The organism is Pseudomonas sp. URIL14HWK12:I12 (assembly GCF_003097135.1).
GTDB lineage: Bacteria > Pseudomonadota > Gammaproteobacteria > Pseudomonadales > Pseudomonadaceae > Aquipseudomonas.
Genome location: NZ_QEQL01000001.1, coordinates 930678 through 945153 on the forward strand (window position 1 = coordinate 930678; position 14476 = coordinate 945153).

At 60.9% G+C, this 14476-nt stretch carries 12 protein-coding genes; 3 read left to right on the top strand and 9 right to left on the bottom strand.

Features of this window, described 5'->3' with window-relative positions; genetic code table 11:
- Window positions 1-27: 27 nt before the first annotated feature.
- The 3 genes from F474_RS04385 (at window position 28) to F474_RS04395 (ending at window position 2890) form a co-directional block, all read left to right on the top strand.
- Window positions 28-1149 carry a M14-type cytosolic carboxypeptidase gene (locus F474_RS04385; RefSeq protein WP_097083760.1) on the top strand — a complete coding sequence of 374 codons (1122 nt, stop codon included), beginning with the start codon at window positions 28-30 and terminating at the stop codon, window positions 1147-1149.
- A gap of 131 nt (window positions 1150-1280) precedes the next feature.
- On the top strand, window positions 1281-2066 hold the full coding sequence (locus F474_RS04390) for a sulfite exporter TauE/SafE family protein (RefSeq protein ID WP_097084276.1): 786 nt from the start codon (window positions 1281-1283) through the stop codon (window positions 2064-2066).
- Between the two features lie 56 nt (window positions 2067-2122).
- Window positions 2123-2890 carry a class I SAM-dependent methyltransferase gene (locus F474_RS04395; RefSeq protein WP_097083759.1) on the top strand — a complete coding sequence of 256 codons (768 nt, stop codon included), beginning with the start codon at window positions 2123-2125 and terminating at the stop codon, window positions 2888-2890.
- A 106-nt stretch (window positions 2891-2996) separates the two neighbouring features.
- Here F474_RS04395 and sucD read toward each other — a convergent pair whose 3' ends face one another.
- From sucD to sdhC, 9 genes are all read right to left on the bottom strand, one after another.
- A complete protein-coding gene (gene sucD, locus F474_RS04400) occupies window positions 2997-3881 on the bottom strand; it encodes a succinate--CoA ligase subunit alpha (protein WP_097083758.1) in 885 nt (294 codons plus the stop codon).
- The gene (gene sucC / locus F474_RS04405) at window positions 3881-5047 is read right to left on the bottom strand and encodes an ADP-forming succinate--CoA ligase subunit beta (RefSeq protein WP_097083757.1); all 1167 of its coding nucleotides are present in this window, start codon (window positions 5045-5047) and stop codon (window positions 3881-3883) included. The genes sucD and sucC overlap by 1 nt, the downstream gene beginning before the upstream one ends.
- Window positions 5048-5267: 220 nt before the next feature.
- A complete protein-coding gene (gene lpdA, locus F474_RS04410) occupies window positions 5268-6704 on the bottom strand; it encodes a dihydrolipoyl dehydrogenase (protein ID WP_097083756.1) in 1437 nt (478 codons plus the stop codon).
- A 95-nt stretch (window positions 6705-6799) separates the two neighbouring features.
- Window positions 6800-8038: a 2-oxoglutarate dehydrogenase complex dihydrolipoyllysine-residue succinyltransferase gene (gene odhB / locus F474_RS04415; protein ID WP_097083755.1), complete on the bottom strand. Its 1239-nt coding sequence runs from the start codon at window positions 8036-8038 to the stop codon at window positions 6800-6802.
- Window positions 8039-8078: 40 nt separating this feature from the next.
- A complete protein-coding gene (locus F474_RS04420) occupies window positions 8079-10910 on the bottom strand; it encodes a 2-oxoglutarate dehydrogenase E1 component (RefSeq protein WP_097083754.1) in 2832 nt (943 codons plus the stop codon).
- Between the two features lie 222 nt (window positions 10911-11132).
- Window positions 11133-11837 (bottom strand): succinate dehydrogenase iron-sulfur subunit, encoded by a 705-nt coding sequence (locus F474_RS04425; protein WP_097083753.1) that lies wholly within the window; start codon window positions 11835-11837, stop codon window positions 11133-11135.
- A gap of 11 nt (window positions 11838-11848) precedes the next feature.
- Window positions 11849-13621 carry a succinate dehydrogenase flavoprotein subunit gene (sdhA, locus tag F474_RS04430; protein ID WP_097083752.1) on the bottom strand — a complete coding sequence of 591 codons (1773 nt, stop codon included), beginning with the start codon at window positions 13619-13621 and terminating at the stop codon, window positions 11849-11851.
- Window positions 13622-13624: 3 nt separating this feature from the next.
- Window positions 13625-13993: a succinate dehydrogenase, hydrophobic membrane anchor protein gene (gene sdhD, locus F474_RS04435; RefSeq protein WP_097083751.1), complete on the bottom strand. Its 369-nt coding sequence runs from the start codon at window positions 13991-13993 to the stop codon at window positions 13625-13627.
- Window positions 13987-14373, bottom strand: a complete 387-nt coding sequence (sdhC, locus tag F474_RS04440) for a succinate dehydrogenase, cytochrome b556 subunit (protein ID WP_176510712.1) — start codon at window positions 14371-14373, stop codon at window positions 13987-13989. The genes sdhD and sdhC overlap by 7 nt, the downstream gene beginning before the upstream one ends.
- Window positions 14374-14476 lie beyond the last annotated feature (103 nt).

The window sequence follows — 14476 nt, forward strand, 5'->3', positions numbered from 1 at the left end:
AGGTTTACGCCTTCAAGAGAGTTCCTCATGCCCATCAACGTAGATGCCCGCTTCGACAGCGGCAACATCGAAGTCCGTAACCTGTCAGACCCTTCGAACCTCCGCCTGGCGATCCGCCCCGACACCCACAGCGCTCACCTCCAATGGTTTCACTTCCGGGCTACCGGCATGGAGCCGGGTAAGCTCTACCGCTTCGTGCTCGAAAACGCAGGCCAGGCCACCTTTAACGACGGCTGGCCGGGCTACCGAGCGGTGGCGAGCGAGAACGGCAATGACTGGTCGCGCGTGCCCACGCACTACGACGGCCAAGCGTTGATCATAGAGGTCAGCCCCAGCAGTGATGCTCTTTCGCTAGCCTATTTCGAACCCTATACGCGCACCCGCCATAACGCGCTGGTCCAGCGAGCGCTGGCGGGAGGCATGACGCTCCACGCTCAGGGCAACAGCAGCCAAGGCCGCGCGATCGAGCTGCTACGCGCTGGCCACGGCCCGTTAGCGGTTTGGCTTATCGCTCAGCAACACCCCGGCGAGCACATGGCTGAGTGGTTCATGGAGGGGCTTATTGAGCAACTGCTAGACGGTAGCGCAGCAAGCGAAGCGCTTTTCGACAGAGCTACGTTCTACCTCATCCCGAATATGAACCCCGACGGTGCCTTCCTTGGCCACCTGCGCACCAACTTCCACGGTGTAGACCTGAACCGAGCCTGGCAGGCCCCAGATCCGGTGACGGCGCCGGAGGTGCATTTCGCGCATCAGCAGATGCAGCTCAGCGGGGTAGACCTGTTTATCGATGCTCACGGTGACGAAGCCATTCCTCATGTTTTCACCGCCGCCTGCGAGGGTAACCCAGGCTATACACCAAGGCTCGCTGGGCTTGAGTCGCGCTTTCGCGACCTACTCTGTGCGCGCACCGCTGACTTCCAACAAGTACATGGCTACCCACGCAGTGCACCGGGCCAAGCCAACCCCACCCTGGCGTGCCATGCCGTGGGAGAGCGTTTCGATTGCTTGGCGCTCACGTTGGAAATGCCCTTCAAAGATCACGACGATGCGCCCTCACCCCAGACGGGCTGGAACGGGGCACGTTCAGCCCGCCTCGGTGGCGATGTGTTGAGCGTCATTGGCCAAATGCTGGAGCACCTGCGCTGATCCTCCAGCACTGAACATAAACCACGCGGAATAAGCTAAGAACGCATGGTTATCACCTGCCCCCGGCAAAATTGCTATCCTGCGCCGCCGCCGCGCTAACGCGGCGTTGCATGGGCATTACGGATCAGATGATGGACACAGCGTTGCTCGGTTTCACCTTCGCAGGCCTGGTGGTCGGTTTCATCGTCGGCATGACCGGCGTGGGCGGAGGGTCGTTGATGACGCCCATCCTCCTTTGGTTTGGGATCAATCCCGCCACCGCGGTGGGTACCGACCTGCTCTATGCTGCGGTCACCAAGTGCAGTGGTGTGTGGGTGCACAGCCGCCACCGCAATATCGACTGGCGAATCACCGGCTGGTTGAGCCTGGGGAGCGTTCCGGCTGCCGCGCTTACGCTGTGGGCCCTACAGCACCTGCCAGGCGACGCCAAGGCGCTCAACAGCCTGATTAAACAAGCTCTAGCCGTAGTATTGCTGCTAACTGCAGTCGCCATTTTGCTCAAACCCTGGCTGCAACGCCTTGCCGCCCGGGGTGCAGGCGACCGCTATCAGTTTGCACCCGCTACGCTGAACGGGCTAACAGTGCTGACTGGCGTGTTGTTGGGCGTAATGGTTTCGCTCACCTCCATTGGCGCCGGCGTACTGGGCACCGTTGGGCTGTTCCTGCTTTACCCTTTTCTGCCTACCCGGCGCCTGGTAGGCACGGAGATTGCCCATGCCGTCCCGCTTACCCTGGTCGCGGGCCTGGGCCACGCCAGCATGGGCAATCTGGACTGGTCGCTGCTGGGCCACCTCTTGCTGGGCTCCCTACCCGGAATCTGGGTAGGTAGCCACATGGCCGGGAAGGTTCCCGATGCCTTTTTGCGCCCTTTCCTTGCGGTGATGCTAGCCCTGATCGGTGTGAAAATGATTGCCTGAGGCACCTTGGCCATGACAAGGGGTCCATTGAGCAAGCCCTTTTTCGGAGCTCTGCCATGCCTATGGTTCACGACGCAGCCCAGCGCGGCTTCACCGCACAGGCCCAACAATATGCCCGCTCGCGGCCCGAGTACCCCAAGGCGCTGGAACCTTGGCTGGCACAAGAACTCGGTATAGCCCCCTCAATGCGCGTGCTGGATGTCGGGGCCGGCACCGGGAAATTCACACGCCTGCTCTCGAGTATCGGGGCCGACGTAACAGCCTTGGAGCCGGTCGCAAAGATGCGCGAGGAGCTCTCGCTAGCGCTCCCGAAAGTCCCCGTGATGGATGGCACTGCCGAGCAACTGCCACTGGGTGACGCCACCGTGAACGTGGTGACCTGCGCGCAAGCGTTCCATTGGTTCGCAACCACTGCAGCGCTCGCTCAATTTCATCGTGTACTGGTGCCTGGCGGCCGGCTCGGCCTGGTGTGGAATGTGCGCGACGAGTCTGTCGATTGGGTAGCGCATATCACCCGCATCATCACGCCATACGAGGGGAATGCGCCGCGCTTCCATACTGGCCGCTGGCGTGAGGCCTTCGACGGCCGATACTTCGCCGATGAGCGTGTGGCCACCTTCGAACATCATCACACCGGCTCGCCCGACGATGTCATCCTGGGGCGCTTCCTGTCGGTAAGCTTCATTGCGGCGCTGCCCCAGGCCGAACAGGACGCTGTGGCTGCACAACTGCGGGACTTGATTGCCACACACCCTGCCCTGAAAGGCAAAGATCAGGTGTCGTTCCCCTACCAGACGCAGGCCTACGCCTGGTCACGGAGCTGAAGCCTCCACACCCCTAGGCAACAGAGGGTGCCCGGCACCAATGGCCGAAAACGACAAAGGCCACCCGAAGGTGGCCTTTGCTTGAGTCAGCAAGTTCGCGAAAAACTTACTTCTTCACTTCCCAACCGGTCAGCTCGGCCAGTGCCTTGCCAATGTCGGCCAGCGAACGAACGGTCTTGACGCCCGCGTCCTGCAGCGCAGCGAATTTCTCGTCAGCAGTGCCTTTACCGCCGGAGATGATCGCACCGGCGTGGCCCATGCGCTTGCCGGGTGGCGCAGTCACGCCAGCGATGTAGGAAACAACCGGCTTGGTCACGTTGGCCTTGATGAAAGCCGCAGCTTCTTCCTCTGCCGAACCACCGATTTCGCCGATCATTACGATCGCTTCGGTTTTCGGGTCATCCTGGAACAGTTTCAGGATGTCGATGAAGTTCGAGCCCGGGATCGGGTCGCCGCCAATGCCCACGCAAGTGGACTGACCGAAACCTGCATCGGTGGTCTGCTTGACCGCTTCGTAGGTCAGGGTGCCGGAGCGCGATACGATGCCGACCTTGCCTGGCAAGTGAATGTGACCAGGCATGATGCCGATCTTGCACTCACCGGGGGTGATGACGCCCGGGCAGTTAGGGCCGATCAGGCGTACACCCAGCTCGTCGCACTTGACCTTGGCGTCCAGCATGTCGAGGGTCGGGATGCCTTCGGTGATGCACACGATCAGCTTGATGCCACCGTTGGCAGCTTCGAGGATCGAGTCCTTGCAGAACGGAGCCGGGACGTAGATGACCGAAGCGTCGGCGCCAGTGGCTTCGACGGCTTCCTTGACGGTGTTGAATACCGGCAGGCCCAGGTGGGTGGTGCCGCCCTTGCCCGGAGTCACGCCGCCAACCATTTTGGTGCCATAGGCAATGGCTTGTTCAGAGTGGAAAGTCCCCTGCGAGCCGGTGAAGCCTTGGCAAATGACCTTGGTGTCTTTATTGATCAAAACGCTCATTACTTGCCCTCCGCGGCTTTGACGACTTGTTGCGCAGCGTCGGTCAGGCTGGTTGCCGCGATGATGTTCAGACCGCTTTCTGCCAGGACCTTGGCGCCCAGCTCGGCGTTGTTACCTTCCAGGCGCACGACTACAGGAACCTTCACGCCCACTTCTTTCACAGCGCCGATGATGCCTTCAGCGATCATGTCGCAGCGAACGATGCCGCCGAAAATGTTCACCAGAACGGCTTGCACGTTGCTGTCGGAGAGGATGATCTTGAACGCTTCGGTTACGCGCTCCTTGGTTGCGCCGCCACCCACGTCGAGGAAGTTGGCAGGCTTGCCGCCATGCAGGTTGACGATGTCCATGGTACCCATGGCCAGGCCAGCACCGTTGACCATGCAGCCGATGTTGCCTTCCAGTGCCACATAGTTCAGCTCGAACTTGGCAGCGTGAGCTTCACGGGCGTCGTCCTGCGACGGGTCATGGAATTCGCGCAGTTTCGGCTGGCGGAACATGGCGTTGGCGTCGATGTTGATCTTGGCATCCAGGCAGTGCAGGTTGCCGTCGGCCTTGATCACCAGCGGGTTGATTTCCAGCAGGGCCAGGTCGTAGTCCTTGAACAGCTTGGCCAGGCCTACGAAGATCTGGGTGAACTGCTTGATCTGGTTGCCTTCCAGGCCCAGCTTGAACGCCAGGTCACGGCCCTGATAAGGCTGCGCGCCTACCAGCGGATCGACCACTTCCTTCAGGATTTTTTCCGGAGTGTCGTGGGCGACTTTCTCGATTTCCACGCCACCTTCGGTGGAAGCCATGAAGACGATACGGCGGGTCGAACGGTCGACGACCGCGCCCAGGTACAGCTCCTTGGCGATGTCGGTGCAGGATTCGACCAGGATTTTCGAAACCGGCTGGCCGTTGGCATCAGTCTGGTAAGTCACCAGGCGCTTGCCCAGCCACTGGGCGGCGAATGCCTTGGCATCTTCCTTGCTCTTGACCAGTTTCACACCACCGGCCTTACCACGGCCACCTGCGTGAACCTGAGCCTTGACGACCCATTCGCTGCCACCGATCTTTTCGCACGCCTCAGCGGCGGCCTCGGGGGTGTCTACCGCGTAGCCTTTGGATACCGGCAGGCCGTATTCAGCGAACAGCTGCTTACCCTGATACTCGTGAAGATTCATGCTTTTTACCGTCTTCGTTAGGTACTGCGCTTTCGGCGCTGCGCCCCCCGTGGGGTGCCGCGCCACCTGTGACTTCCGTTAGCAGCTCAGGCCATCACCCTGGGATCTCGTGGTTCACCCAAAGCTGTACCCGTGCTGCAAGGTCGAGTCCGGCATCCGTTCCGCGGCTCGCCGCCAAAGCGGCGAACGACGGGCGAGGTACCGTTGTGGTTTCTTCTTGTTAACGCTTCTTGCGGTTGGCTACGTGAATGGCACCGCCATTCACGGCCAGGGCTGCTTCGTGCAGGGCCTCGGACAGCGTCGGGTGAGAGAACACCATCATACCCAGGTCCTCGGCGCTGGTGCCGAATTCCATGCCGATCGCACCCTGTTGCACCAGCTCGGCGGCGCTTGGGCCAATCACATGCACACCCAGTACACGGTCGGTCTTGGCATCGGCGATCACCTTGACGAAACCGCCGGTATCGTTGGCCGCCATGGCCCGGCCGCTCGCTGCGAAGGGGAAGGTACCAACATTGACTTCGACGCCTTCAGCCTTGAGCGCCTGCTCGGTTTTGCCGACCCACGCGATTTCCGGGTGAGTGTAGATCACCGAAGGGATCAGGTCGTAGTTCATGGTGGCCTTGTGGCCCTTGATGCGCTCGACAACCATGATGCCCTCTTCCGACGCCTTGTGCGCCAGCATCAGGCCGCGAACCACGTCACCGATGGCATAGACGCCCGGTACGCTGGTAGCGCAATAGTCGTCGACGTACACGAAACCACGCTCGTCGATATCAACGCCGCTGTCGGAAGCCAGCAGGTCGGTGGTAACCGGGCGACGACCGACCGCGACGATCAGCTTGTCGAACACGATCTTCTGCTCGCCATTGGCGTCAGTGTAAGTCACTTCGACTTCGTTGCCGTTGACCTTCGAACCGGTCACCCGCGCACCGAGTTTGATGTCCAGGCCTTGCTTGGTGAGGGTCTTGTAGGCCTCCTTGGACACCGCAGCATCGGCAGCCATGAGAAAGGTGTCCAATGCTTCGAGCACTGTCACCTGCGCGCCAAGGCGAGCCCATACCGAGCCAAGCTCCAGGCCGATCACGCCTGCACCGATCACGCCCAAGCGCTGCGGAACAGCTGCGAATTCCAGGGCACCGGTAGAGTCAACGATAACGTTTTGGTCAACCGGGGCTGGCGGGATGTCGATCGGGCGCGAGCCGGAGGCGAGAATGACGTTGTCGGCCTCGATCACTTCAGTGGTGCCGTCGGGTTTGGTGACCTCGACCTTCTTGCCGGCCAGCAGCTTGCCGTGGCCTTCAATGGAGGTCACGCCGTTGGCCTTGAACAAGGTCGCAACGCCGCCGGTGAGGTTTTTCACGATGTTGGCCTTGCGGCCGATCATCGCGCCGATGTCCATCTTTACCTCACCGGTGGAGATACCGTGAACATTGAAGCTTTCCTTGGCTTCCTTATATTTCCAGGAGCTATCGAGCAGCGCCTTGGAAGGGATGCAACCGACGTTCAGGCACGTGCCGCCCAGCGCCTGCTTGCCGTCTTTGTCCGTGTACTTCTCGATGCACGCGGTCTTCAGGCCCAACTGGGAAGCCTTGATCGCAGCGACGTAGCCACCAGGGCCGGCACCGATCACTACTACGTCAAATTTCTGAGTCATATTCGTTCCTTAATAGCTGCAAGCTTCAAGCCCCAAGCTGCAAGTCGTGGCCGAGCGCACAGCGTGGCGCCATCGGCTTGCAGCTTGTAGCTGATTTAAATGTCCAGCAGCAGGCGTGCCGGGTCTTCGAGCAGGTTCTTGATGGTGACCAGGAAGGTGACTGCTTCCTTGCCATCGATCAAGCGGTGGTCGTAAGACAGAGCAAGGTACATCATCGGGCGAATTTCCACCTGGCCTTTGACTGCCATCGGGCGTTGGATGATGTTGTGCATGCCCAGGATTGCGGCTTGCGGGGGGTTGACGATCGGCGTCGACATCATCGAGCCGAAAGTGCCGCCATTGGTGATGGTAAAGGTACCGCCAGTCATCTCTTCGATAGCGAGCTTACCGTCACGGGCCTTCTTGCCGAAAGTGGCGATGCCATTCTCGATCTCGGCCAGGCTCATCGACTCGGCATTGCGCAGTACCGGCACTACCAGGCCACGGTCGCTGGAAACGGCAACGCCGACGTCCGCGAAGCCGTGATAGACGATGTCATTGCCATCGATCGATGCGTTGACCGCCGGGAAGCGCTTGAGTGCCTCGGTAGCCGCCTTGACGAAGAAGGACATGAAGCCCAGGCGCACACCGTTATGGGACTTCTCGAAGAGGTCCTTGTATTTCGAGCGCAGAGCCATGACTTCGGTCATGTCCACTTCGTTGAACGTGGTCAGCATGGCCATGTTCGACTGCGCCTCGACCAGGCGCTCGGCGATCTTGGCGCGCAAGCGAGTCATCGGGACGCGCTTCTCGGTGCGGTCGCCGGCACCCTGAACCACAGGCGCAGCAGCAGCAGCAGCAGCGGCGGCAGGCTTGGCAGCGGCTTGCGGGGCGTTTTTCTTCGCTTCGATAGCAGCGACCACGTCTTCCTTGGTCACTCGGCCGTCTTTGCCAGTGCCCTTGATGCTCGCCAGCGCGATGCCGTTTTCTTCCGCCAGCTTGCGGGCGGCAGGCGCGCCGATAGCGTCTTCATCGGCCGCGGCAGGTGCAGCGGCAGGCGCAGCAGAAGCAGCCGGTGCAGCAGCCGGAGCTGCTGCAGCTGGCGCCGCAGCAGCGCCACCCGCTTCGATCGAGCCCAGTACTTCGTCGGAGAGCACGGTATCGCCCTCGTTCTTGACGATCGCGCCCAATACACCGTCAGCCGTAGCGAGTACTTCCAGTACGACCTTGTCGGTTTCGATGTCGACGATCAGTTCGTCGCGCTTGACCGCATCGCCCGGCTTCTTGTGCCAGGTCGCAACGGTGCCATCGGCAACCGATTCCGGGAAAGTAGGGGCTTTGATCTCGATAGCCATTGCAGGGATTCCTTAATTCGGGTTCGTTTGCTCGAAGGCGTTAGACAGTAAAGGCATCTTGCAGCAGTTTTTCCTGCTGCTCGGCATGCATCGATGCGTAACCGCAGGCTGGTGCAGCCGAAGCGTCACGGCCGGCGTATTCCAATACCAGCGCCTTGTTATGGCTGGCCAGGATACGGCGGAAGTGATGCTGGCTTTGATACCAGGCCCCCTGGTTCATCGGCTCTTCCTGGCACCACACCGCATGCTTGAGCTGCGTGTAAGGTGCGAGAATTTCGACCAAGTCGTCTTCAGGGAACGGATACAGCTGCTCGACACGCAGGATGGCGATGTCTTCGCGGCCTTCGGCACGGCGTTTTTCCAGCAGGTCGTAGTAGACCTTGCCGCTGCACAGCACCAGACGCTCGACCTTGGCTGGGTCCAGTGCATCGATCTCGGGGATGATGGTCTGGAACGAGCCTTCGGCCAGATCTTCCAAGGTCGACACCGCCAGCTTGTGGCGCAGCAGCGACTTGGGCGTGAGCACCACCAACGGCTTGCGCAGCGGGCGGATGACCTGGCGACGCAGCAGGTGGTAGATCTGAGCCGGAGTGGTCGGCACGCACACCTGGATGTTGTGCTCGGCGCACAGTTGCAGGTAGCGCTCAAGGCGTGCCGAGGAGTGCTCGGGGCCCTGGCCTTCGTAGCCATGCGGCAGCAGCATGGTCAGGCCGCACAGCCGGCCCCACTTGTGCTCGCCGCTGGTGATGAACTGGTCGATGACCACTTGCGCACCGTTGGCGAAGTCGCCGAACTGGGCTTCCCAGATCACCAGCGCGTTCGGCGTGGTGGTGGAGTAGCCGTATTCGAACGCCAGCACTGCCTCTTCCGACAGGAACGAGTCATACAGCTGGAACGATGGCTGGCCTTCGAACAGGTTCGTCATCGGCACGTAGCTGGTGGCGTCCTTCTGGTTATGCAGCACCGCGTGGCGGTGCGAGAAGGTGCCTCGGCCAACGTCCTGCCCGGTGATCCGGATCGGGTGGCCTTCGAAGATCAACGTGGCGTAGGCCATGGTTTCGGCATAGCCCCAGTTGATCGGCAAGCCGCCGGCCTGCATCTTCTGGCGGTCTTCAAGGATTTTCGCCACTTGGCGCTGTACCACGACGCCCTCAGGGATGGTCAGCAACTTGCTGGACAGCTCCTGAAGTGTCTTGAGGTTGAAGCGAGTGTCGTGGCGAGCGGTCCAGGTATGGCCCAGGTAGGGGCGCCAGTCGACGAACAGTTCCTTGTTCGGTTCCTTGACCAGGCTCTTGACCACGTGCAGGCCGTTGTCCAACGCGTTGCGGTATTCGTCGACCTGTGCCTGAACGGCCTCGGTGGTCAAGGCGCCACTGGTGATCAGGCGCTCGGCGAAGAGCTCGCGAGTGGTGCGCTGCTTGGCGATCTGCTGGTACATCAGCGGCTGGGTGCCGCTTGGCTCATCAGCCTCGTTGTGACCACGGCGGCGGTAGCACACCAGATCGATGACGATGTCACGCTTGAACTGCATGCGGTAGTCGACCGCCAGCTGGCTGACGAACAGCACCGCTTCGGGGTCGTCGCCATTGACGTGCAGGATCGGCGCCTGAATCATCTTGGCAACGTCGGTAGCGTACTCCGTGGAGCGAGCATCCAGCGGGTTGCTGATAGTGAAACCAACCTGGTTGTTGACGACGATGTGGATGGTGCCGCCCGTCTTGAAGCCGCGGGTCTGCGACATCTGGAAGGTTTCGAGCACCACACCCTGGCCAGCGAAGGCCGCATCACCATGAATGTTGATCGGCACGACCTTGTCGCCCGCCTTGTCATTGCGGCGATCCTGACGGGCACGTACCGAGCCCTCAACCACAGGCGACACGATTTCGAGGTGAGACGGGTTGAACGCCATCGCCAGGTGGACTTCGCCGCCAGTGGTCATGACGTTGGAAGAGAAGCCTTGGTGATACTTGACGTCACCGGACCCCAGCTCGACCTTCTTCTTGCCTTCGAACTCGTCGAACAGCTCGCGCGGGTTCTTGCCGAAGGTGTTGACCAGCACGTTCAGGCGACCCCGGTGGGCCATGCCGATGACCACTTCCTTGGTGCCGTAGGAGCCGGAGCGCTGGATGATCTCGTCGAGCAGGGGGATCAAGCTCTCGCCACCTTCCAGGCCGAAGCGCTTGGTGCCTGGATACTTGGTACCCAGATACTTTTCCAGTCCCTCAGCTGCGGTGACGCGCTCGAGCACATGGCCCTGCACGTCCGGCGAATAGACCGGGCGGCCGCGCACGCTTTCGAGGCGCTGCTGGAACCAGCTGCGCTGCTCGGAATCGACGATGTGGATGAACTCGGCGCCGATGGTGCGGCAATATGTCAACTGCAAGGCCTCGAGAATTTCGCGTAGGCTTGCTTCTTCCTTGCCGATGTACAGGTCACCGGTTCGGAAGGTCGTATCCAAATCGGCATTGGTCATGCCGTAATGGTTGATCGACAGGTCTGCCGGCGCGGGCCGTTGCCACAAGCCCAGCGGGTCCAGCTGGGCCGCCTGGTGGCCACGCAGCCGGAAGGCCTGGATCATCCGAAGTACTTCAACTTGCTTCTTCTCGTGCTCACTGCTCACGCTCCCGGCAGATACCGGTTGGGCGCGGCGCTGGTTCTTCGCCAGCAAAACGAAATGATCGCGAACGGTCGAGTGGGAAACGTCGGGGGCGGTGCTGCCGTCGGCGGGCAACTTCTGGAAGTAGGTGCGCCACTCTTCTGGCACAGCGTTAGGGTCGTGCAGGTAAAGCTCATAGAGCTCTTCCACATAGGCAGCGTTACCACCTGAAAGGTGGGCGCTGTTCCACATGCGCTGCATCACGCTTTCTTGCATGCTTGGTCACCCTCGGTTAGGGGCCATCACCCAGGTATGCCCTCGCCTGCCCGCTCACGCGAACCACGAAGATTCCCATAGATGTTCCGGGTACCAGCCCGGAAGCCCCTGCTGGTCTCATTTCTTCAAAGTAAAGGCAGCGGCCTTCTGAGCCTCTGCCCGATGTTGCCAGAGGCCGGGCTTTCGCCCGGCGTATGGCGGCTTACGGTGCAGCTTGGTAAATCAGGTACCGCTGGACAGGAGCATGTTGCGTACGTGGCCGATCGCCTTTGTCGGGTTCAGGCCCTTGGGGCAAACGTTTACGCAGTTCATGATCCCACGGCAACGGAACACCGAGAACGGATCGTCCATCGACGCCAGGCGCTCATTGGTGCGAGTGTCGCGGCTGTCGGCCAGGAACCGGTAGGCTTGCAGCAGCGCAGCGGGGCCCAGGAACTTGTCCGGGTTCCACCAGAACGACGGGCATGAGGTGGAGCAGCACGCACACAGAATGCACTCGTACAGCCCATCGAGCTTCTCCCGATCTTCCGGGGTCTGCAGGCGTTCGATGGCGGGTGCCGGCGTGTCGTTCTGCAGAAATGGCTTCACCTTCTCGTATTGCTTGTAGAAGATGCTCATGTCCACGACCAGGTCACGAATGACCGGCAACCCAGGCAATGGGCGCAACACCAACTTGCCACCCTTGACCACGGCCGACAGCGGCGTGATGCACGCCAGCCCGTTCTTGCCATTGATATTCATGCCGTCAGAGCCGCACACGCCTTCGCGGCACGAGCGACGGTACGAGAAACCCTCGTCCTGTTCCTTGATCAGGGCCAGCACGTCGAGAACCATGAGGTCCTTGCCGTCGGTATCGACCTGGAAATCCACCATTTTCGGTGCGGTGTCCTGGTCTGGGTTGTAACGATAGACGCTGACTTGCAACATGGTGTTCACCCTCAGTAAGTCCGGACTTTAGGTTCGAAGGCAGGAACTGTCTTCGGCGCGAAGTTGACGCCGCGCTTGGCTACGCGCTTCTCACCCGGGTAGTACAGGGTGTGGCACAGCCAGTTTTCGTCGTCACGGTCTTCGAAGTCTTCACGGGCGTGAGCGCCACGGGATTCTTCACGGGTATTGGCGGCGATCGCCGTGGCTTCGGCAACTTCCAGCAGGTTCTGCAGCTCCAGCGCCTCGATACGCGCGGTGTTGAAGGCCTGGCTTCTGTCATTGATCTTGACGTTGGCAATACGTTCACGCAGGCCAGCCAACTGGGCGATGCCCTTTTCCATGTATTCGCCGGTACGGAACACACCGAAGTAGTTCTGCATGCAGCTTTGCAGCTCGCGGCGCAGGGTTGCGACATCTTCGCCGCTATTGCGCTCGTTCAGCGACGCCAGACGCGACAGGGCCACGTCGATATCGGTATCGCTGGCATCGCGGTATTCGATGCCCTCGGACAGCGCTTTTTCCAGATGCAGGCCGGCAGCGCGACCGAATACCACCAGGTCGAGCAACGAGTTGCCACCCAGCCGGTTGGCACCGTGGACCGAGACGCAGGCCACTTCACCCACGGCGAACAGGCCCGGGATGACGTGATCGGTGCCGTCGGCGTCCATGGTGATTGCTTGGCCATGAATGTTGGTGGCAACGCCGCCCATCATGTAATGGCAGGTCGGGATGACTGGAATTGGCGCGACCACCGGGTCGACGTGTGCGAAGGTCTTGGACAGTTCGCAGATGCCTGGCAGGCGGCTGTGCAGTACTTCTTCGCCCAGGTGGTCGAGCTTGAGCAGTACGTGGTCCTTGTTGGGGCCCACGCCGTTGCCGGCCAACACTTCCTTGACCATCGAACGGGCAACCACATCGCGGCCGGCCAGGTCTTTGGCGTTGGGCGCATAACGCTCCATGAAACGTTCGCCATGGGCGTTGATCAGGTAACCCCCCTCACCACGGCAGCCTTCGGTGACCAGCACACCGGCGCCGGCGATGCCGGTGGGGTGGAACTGCCACATCTCGATATCCTGCACCGGCACACCAGCACGCAGCGCCATGCCGATACCGTCACCGGTATTGATAAGGGCGTTGGTAGTGGAGGCGTAGATACGACCTGCACCGCCGGTCGCCAGCACGGTGGCCTTGGAGCGGATATAGACGGTTTCGCCGGTCTCGATGCAGATGGCGATCACCCCGACGAAGGCGCCATCCTGATTCTTGACCAGGTCGACTGCGTACCATTCGTTGAGGAAGGTGGTGCCGTTTTTCAGGTTGGCCTGGTACAGGGTGTGCAGCAGGGCGTGACCGGTACGGTCGGCGGCTGCGCATGTACGGGCAGCCTGGCCGCCTTTGCCGAAGTCTTTGGACTGACCACCGAACGGGCGCTGGTAGATACGGCCGGTTTCGGTGCGTGAGAACGGCAGGCCCATGTGGTCAAGTTCGAAGACCGCTTGCGGGCCTACCTGGCACATGTATTCGATAGCGTCCTGGTCGCCGATGTAGTCCGACCCCTTGACGGTGTCGTACATATGCCAGCGCCAGTCGTCGTTCGGGTCGGCCGAAGCGATCGCACAGGTGATGCCACCTTGGGCCGATACGGTGTGCGAACGAGTCGGGAAGACCTTGGTGACCACGGCGGTCTTGTGGCCGCCCTGGGCGAGTTGCAGCGCAGCGCGCATGCCGGCGCCGCCGCCACCTACGATGATGGCGTCGTAATTGAGTGTACGAATGCTAGACATGAATCAAATACCCCAAAGAATCTGCACACCCCAGACGAAGTAGGCGAACATCACGACGCCGCATACCGCCTGGAACAGGAAACGCACGACAGTGGCCGACTTGCCCAGCGCCATGGGCGTGAGGTAGTCAGTGGAGATGGTCCACATGCCGACCCAGGCGTGGGCGCTCAGGGCGACCAGGGCCAGCAGGCTGAAGATACGCATCGCGTTGTGGGAGAACAGACCGTGCCATTGAGCGTAGTCGAGCCCCGGGTGAGCCACGAGGTAGCCGATCAGGAACAGAAAATAAGCCGCGAGAACGACCGCAGAAACCCGTTGGGCCATCCAGTCATAGAGGCCAGAACGAGAGAAGTTTGTGACGTTGGTTACCATACCCAGATCCCCGCCAGAACGATGAGCACCACCGAGACTACGATGACGATTTTCGAGCCCAGCTTCCCGCCTTCCAGCGTTTCGCCGACGCCCGCATCCATGACCAGGTGACGCACACCGGCCACCAAGTGGTACAACAGGGCAGAGAGCAGCCCCCAGATCACGAACTTGGCCAGCGGACTGGTCAGATACGCCTTCACGTCACCGAAGCCTTCTTCCGAGCCCAGCGACTTGCCCAGCGCGTAAAGCGCAATGGCAATGCCGACGAACAGGATGACGCCAGAAATACGGTGGAGAATGGACGTGTAAGCAGTGACGGGGAGTTTGATGGTCCTTAGGTCTAGGTTTACAGGTCGTTGGCTATTCACGGCTTTTTTCACACTGAAGAGCCCCCTTGCAAGCAGGGCAAGTTGTCGGGAAGTGTACTGGTCAGGTACCCACCACCCAGGGAGTGACGACGCCACTGGAACGGGCCAAAAAAGC

Bases quoted from the DNA above. Each gene is read 5' to 3' on its own strand.
- F474_RS04385 (WP_097083760.1), top strand. From the start codon at position 28: ATGCCCATCAACGTAGATGCCCGCTTCGACAGCGGCAACATCGAAGTC.
- F474_RS04425 (WP_097083753.1), bottom strand. From the start codon at position 11,837: ATGTTGCAAGTCAGCGTCTATCGTTACAACCCAGACCAGGACACCGCA.
- sdhA (WP_097083752.1), bottom strand. From the start codon at position 13,621: ATGTCTAGCATTCGTACACTCAATTACGACGCCATCATCGTAGGTGGC.
- sucC (WP_097083757.1), bottom strand. From the start codon at position 5,047: ATGAATCTTCACGAGTATCAGGGTAAGCAGCTGTTCGCTGAATACGGC.
- F474_RS04390 (WP_097084276.1), top strand. From the start codon at position 1,281: ATGGACACAGCGTTGCTCGGTTTCACCTTCGCAGGCCTGGTGGTCGGT.
- sucD (WP_097083758.1), bottom strand. From the start codon at position 3,881: ATGAGCGTTTTGATCAATAAAGACACCAAGGTCATTTGCCAAGGCTTC.
- F474_RS04395 (WP_097083759.1), top strand. From the start codon at position 2,123: ATGCCTATGGTTCACGACGCAGCCCAGCGCGGCTTCACCGCACAGGCC.
- sdhD (WP_097083751.1), bottom strand. From the start codon at position 13,993: ATGGTAACCAACGTCACAAACTTCTCTCGTTCTGGCCTCTATGACTGG.
- F474_RS04420 (WP_097083754.1), bottom strand. From the start codon at position 10,910: ATGCAAGAAAGCGTGATGCAGCGCATGTGGAACAGCGCCCACCTTTCA.
- odhB (WP_097083755.1), bottom strand. From the start codon at position 8,038: ATGGCTATCGAGATCAAAGCCCCTACTTTCCCGGAATCGGTTGCCGAT.
- lpdA (WP_097083756.1), bottom strand. From the start codon at position 6,704: ATGACTCAGAAATTTGACGTAGTAGTGATCGGTGCCGGCCCTGGTGGC.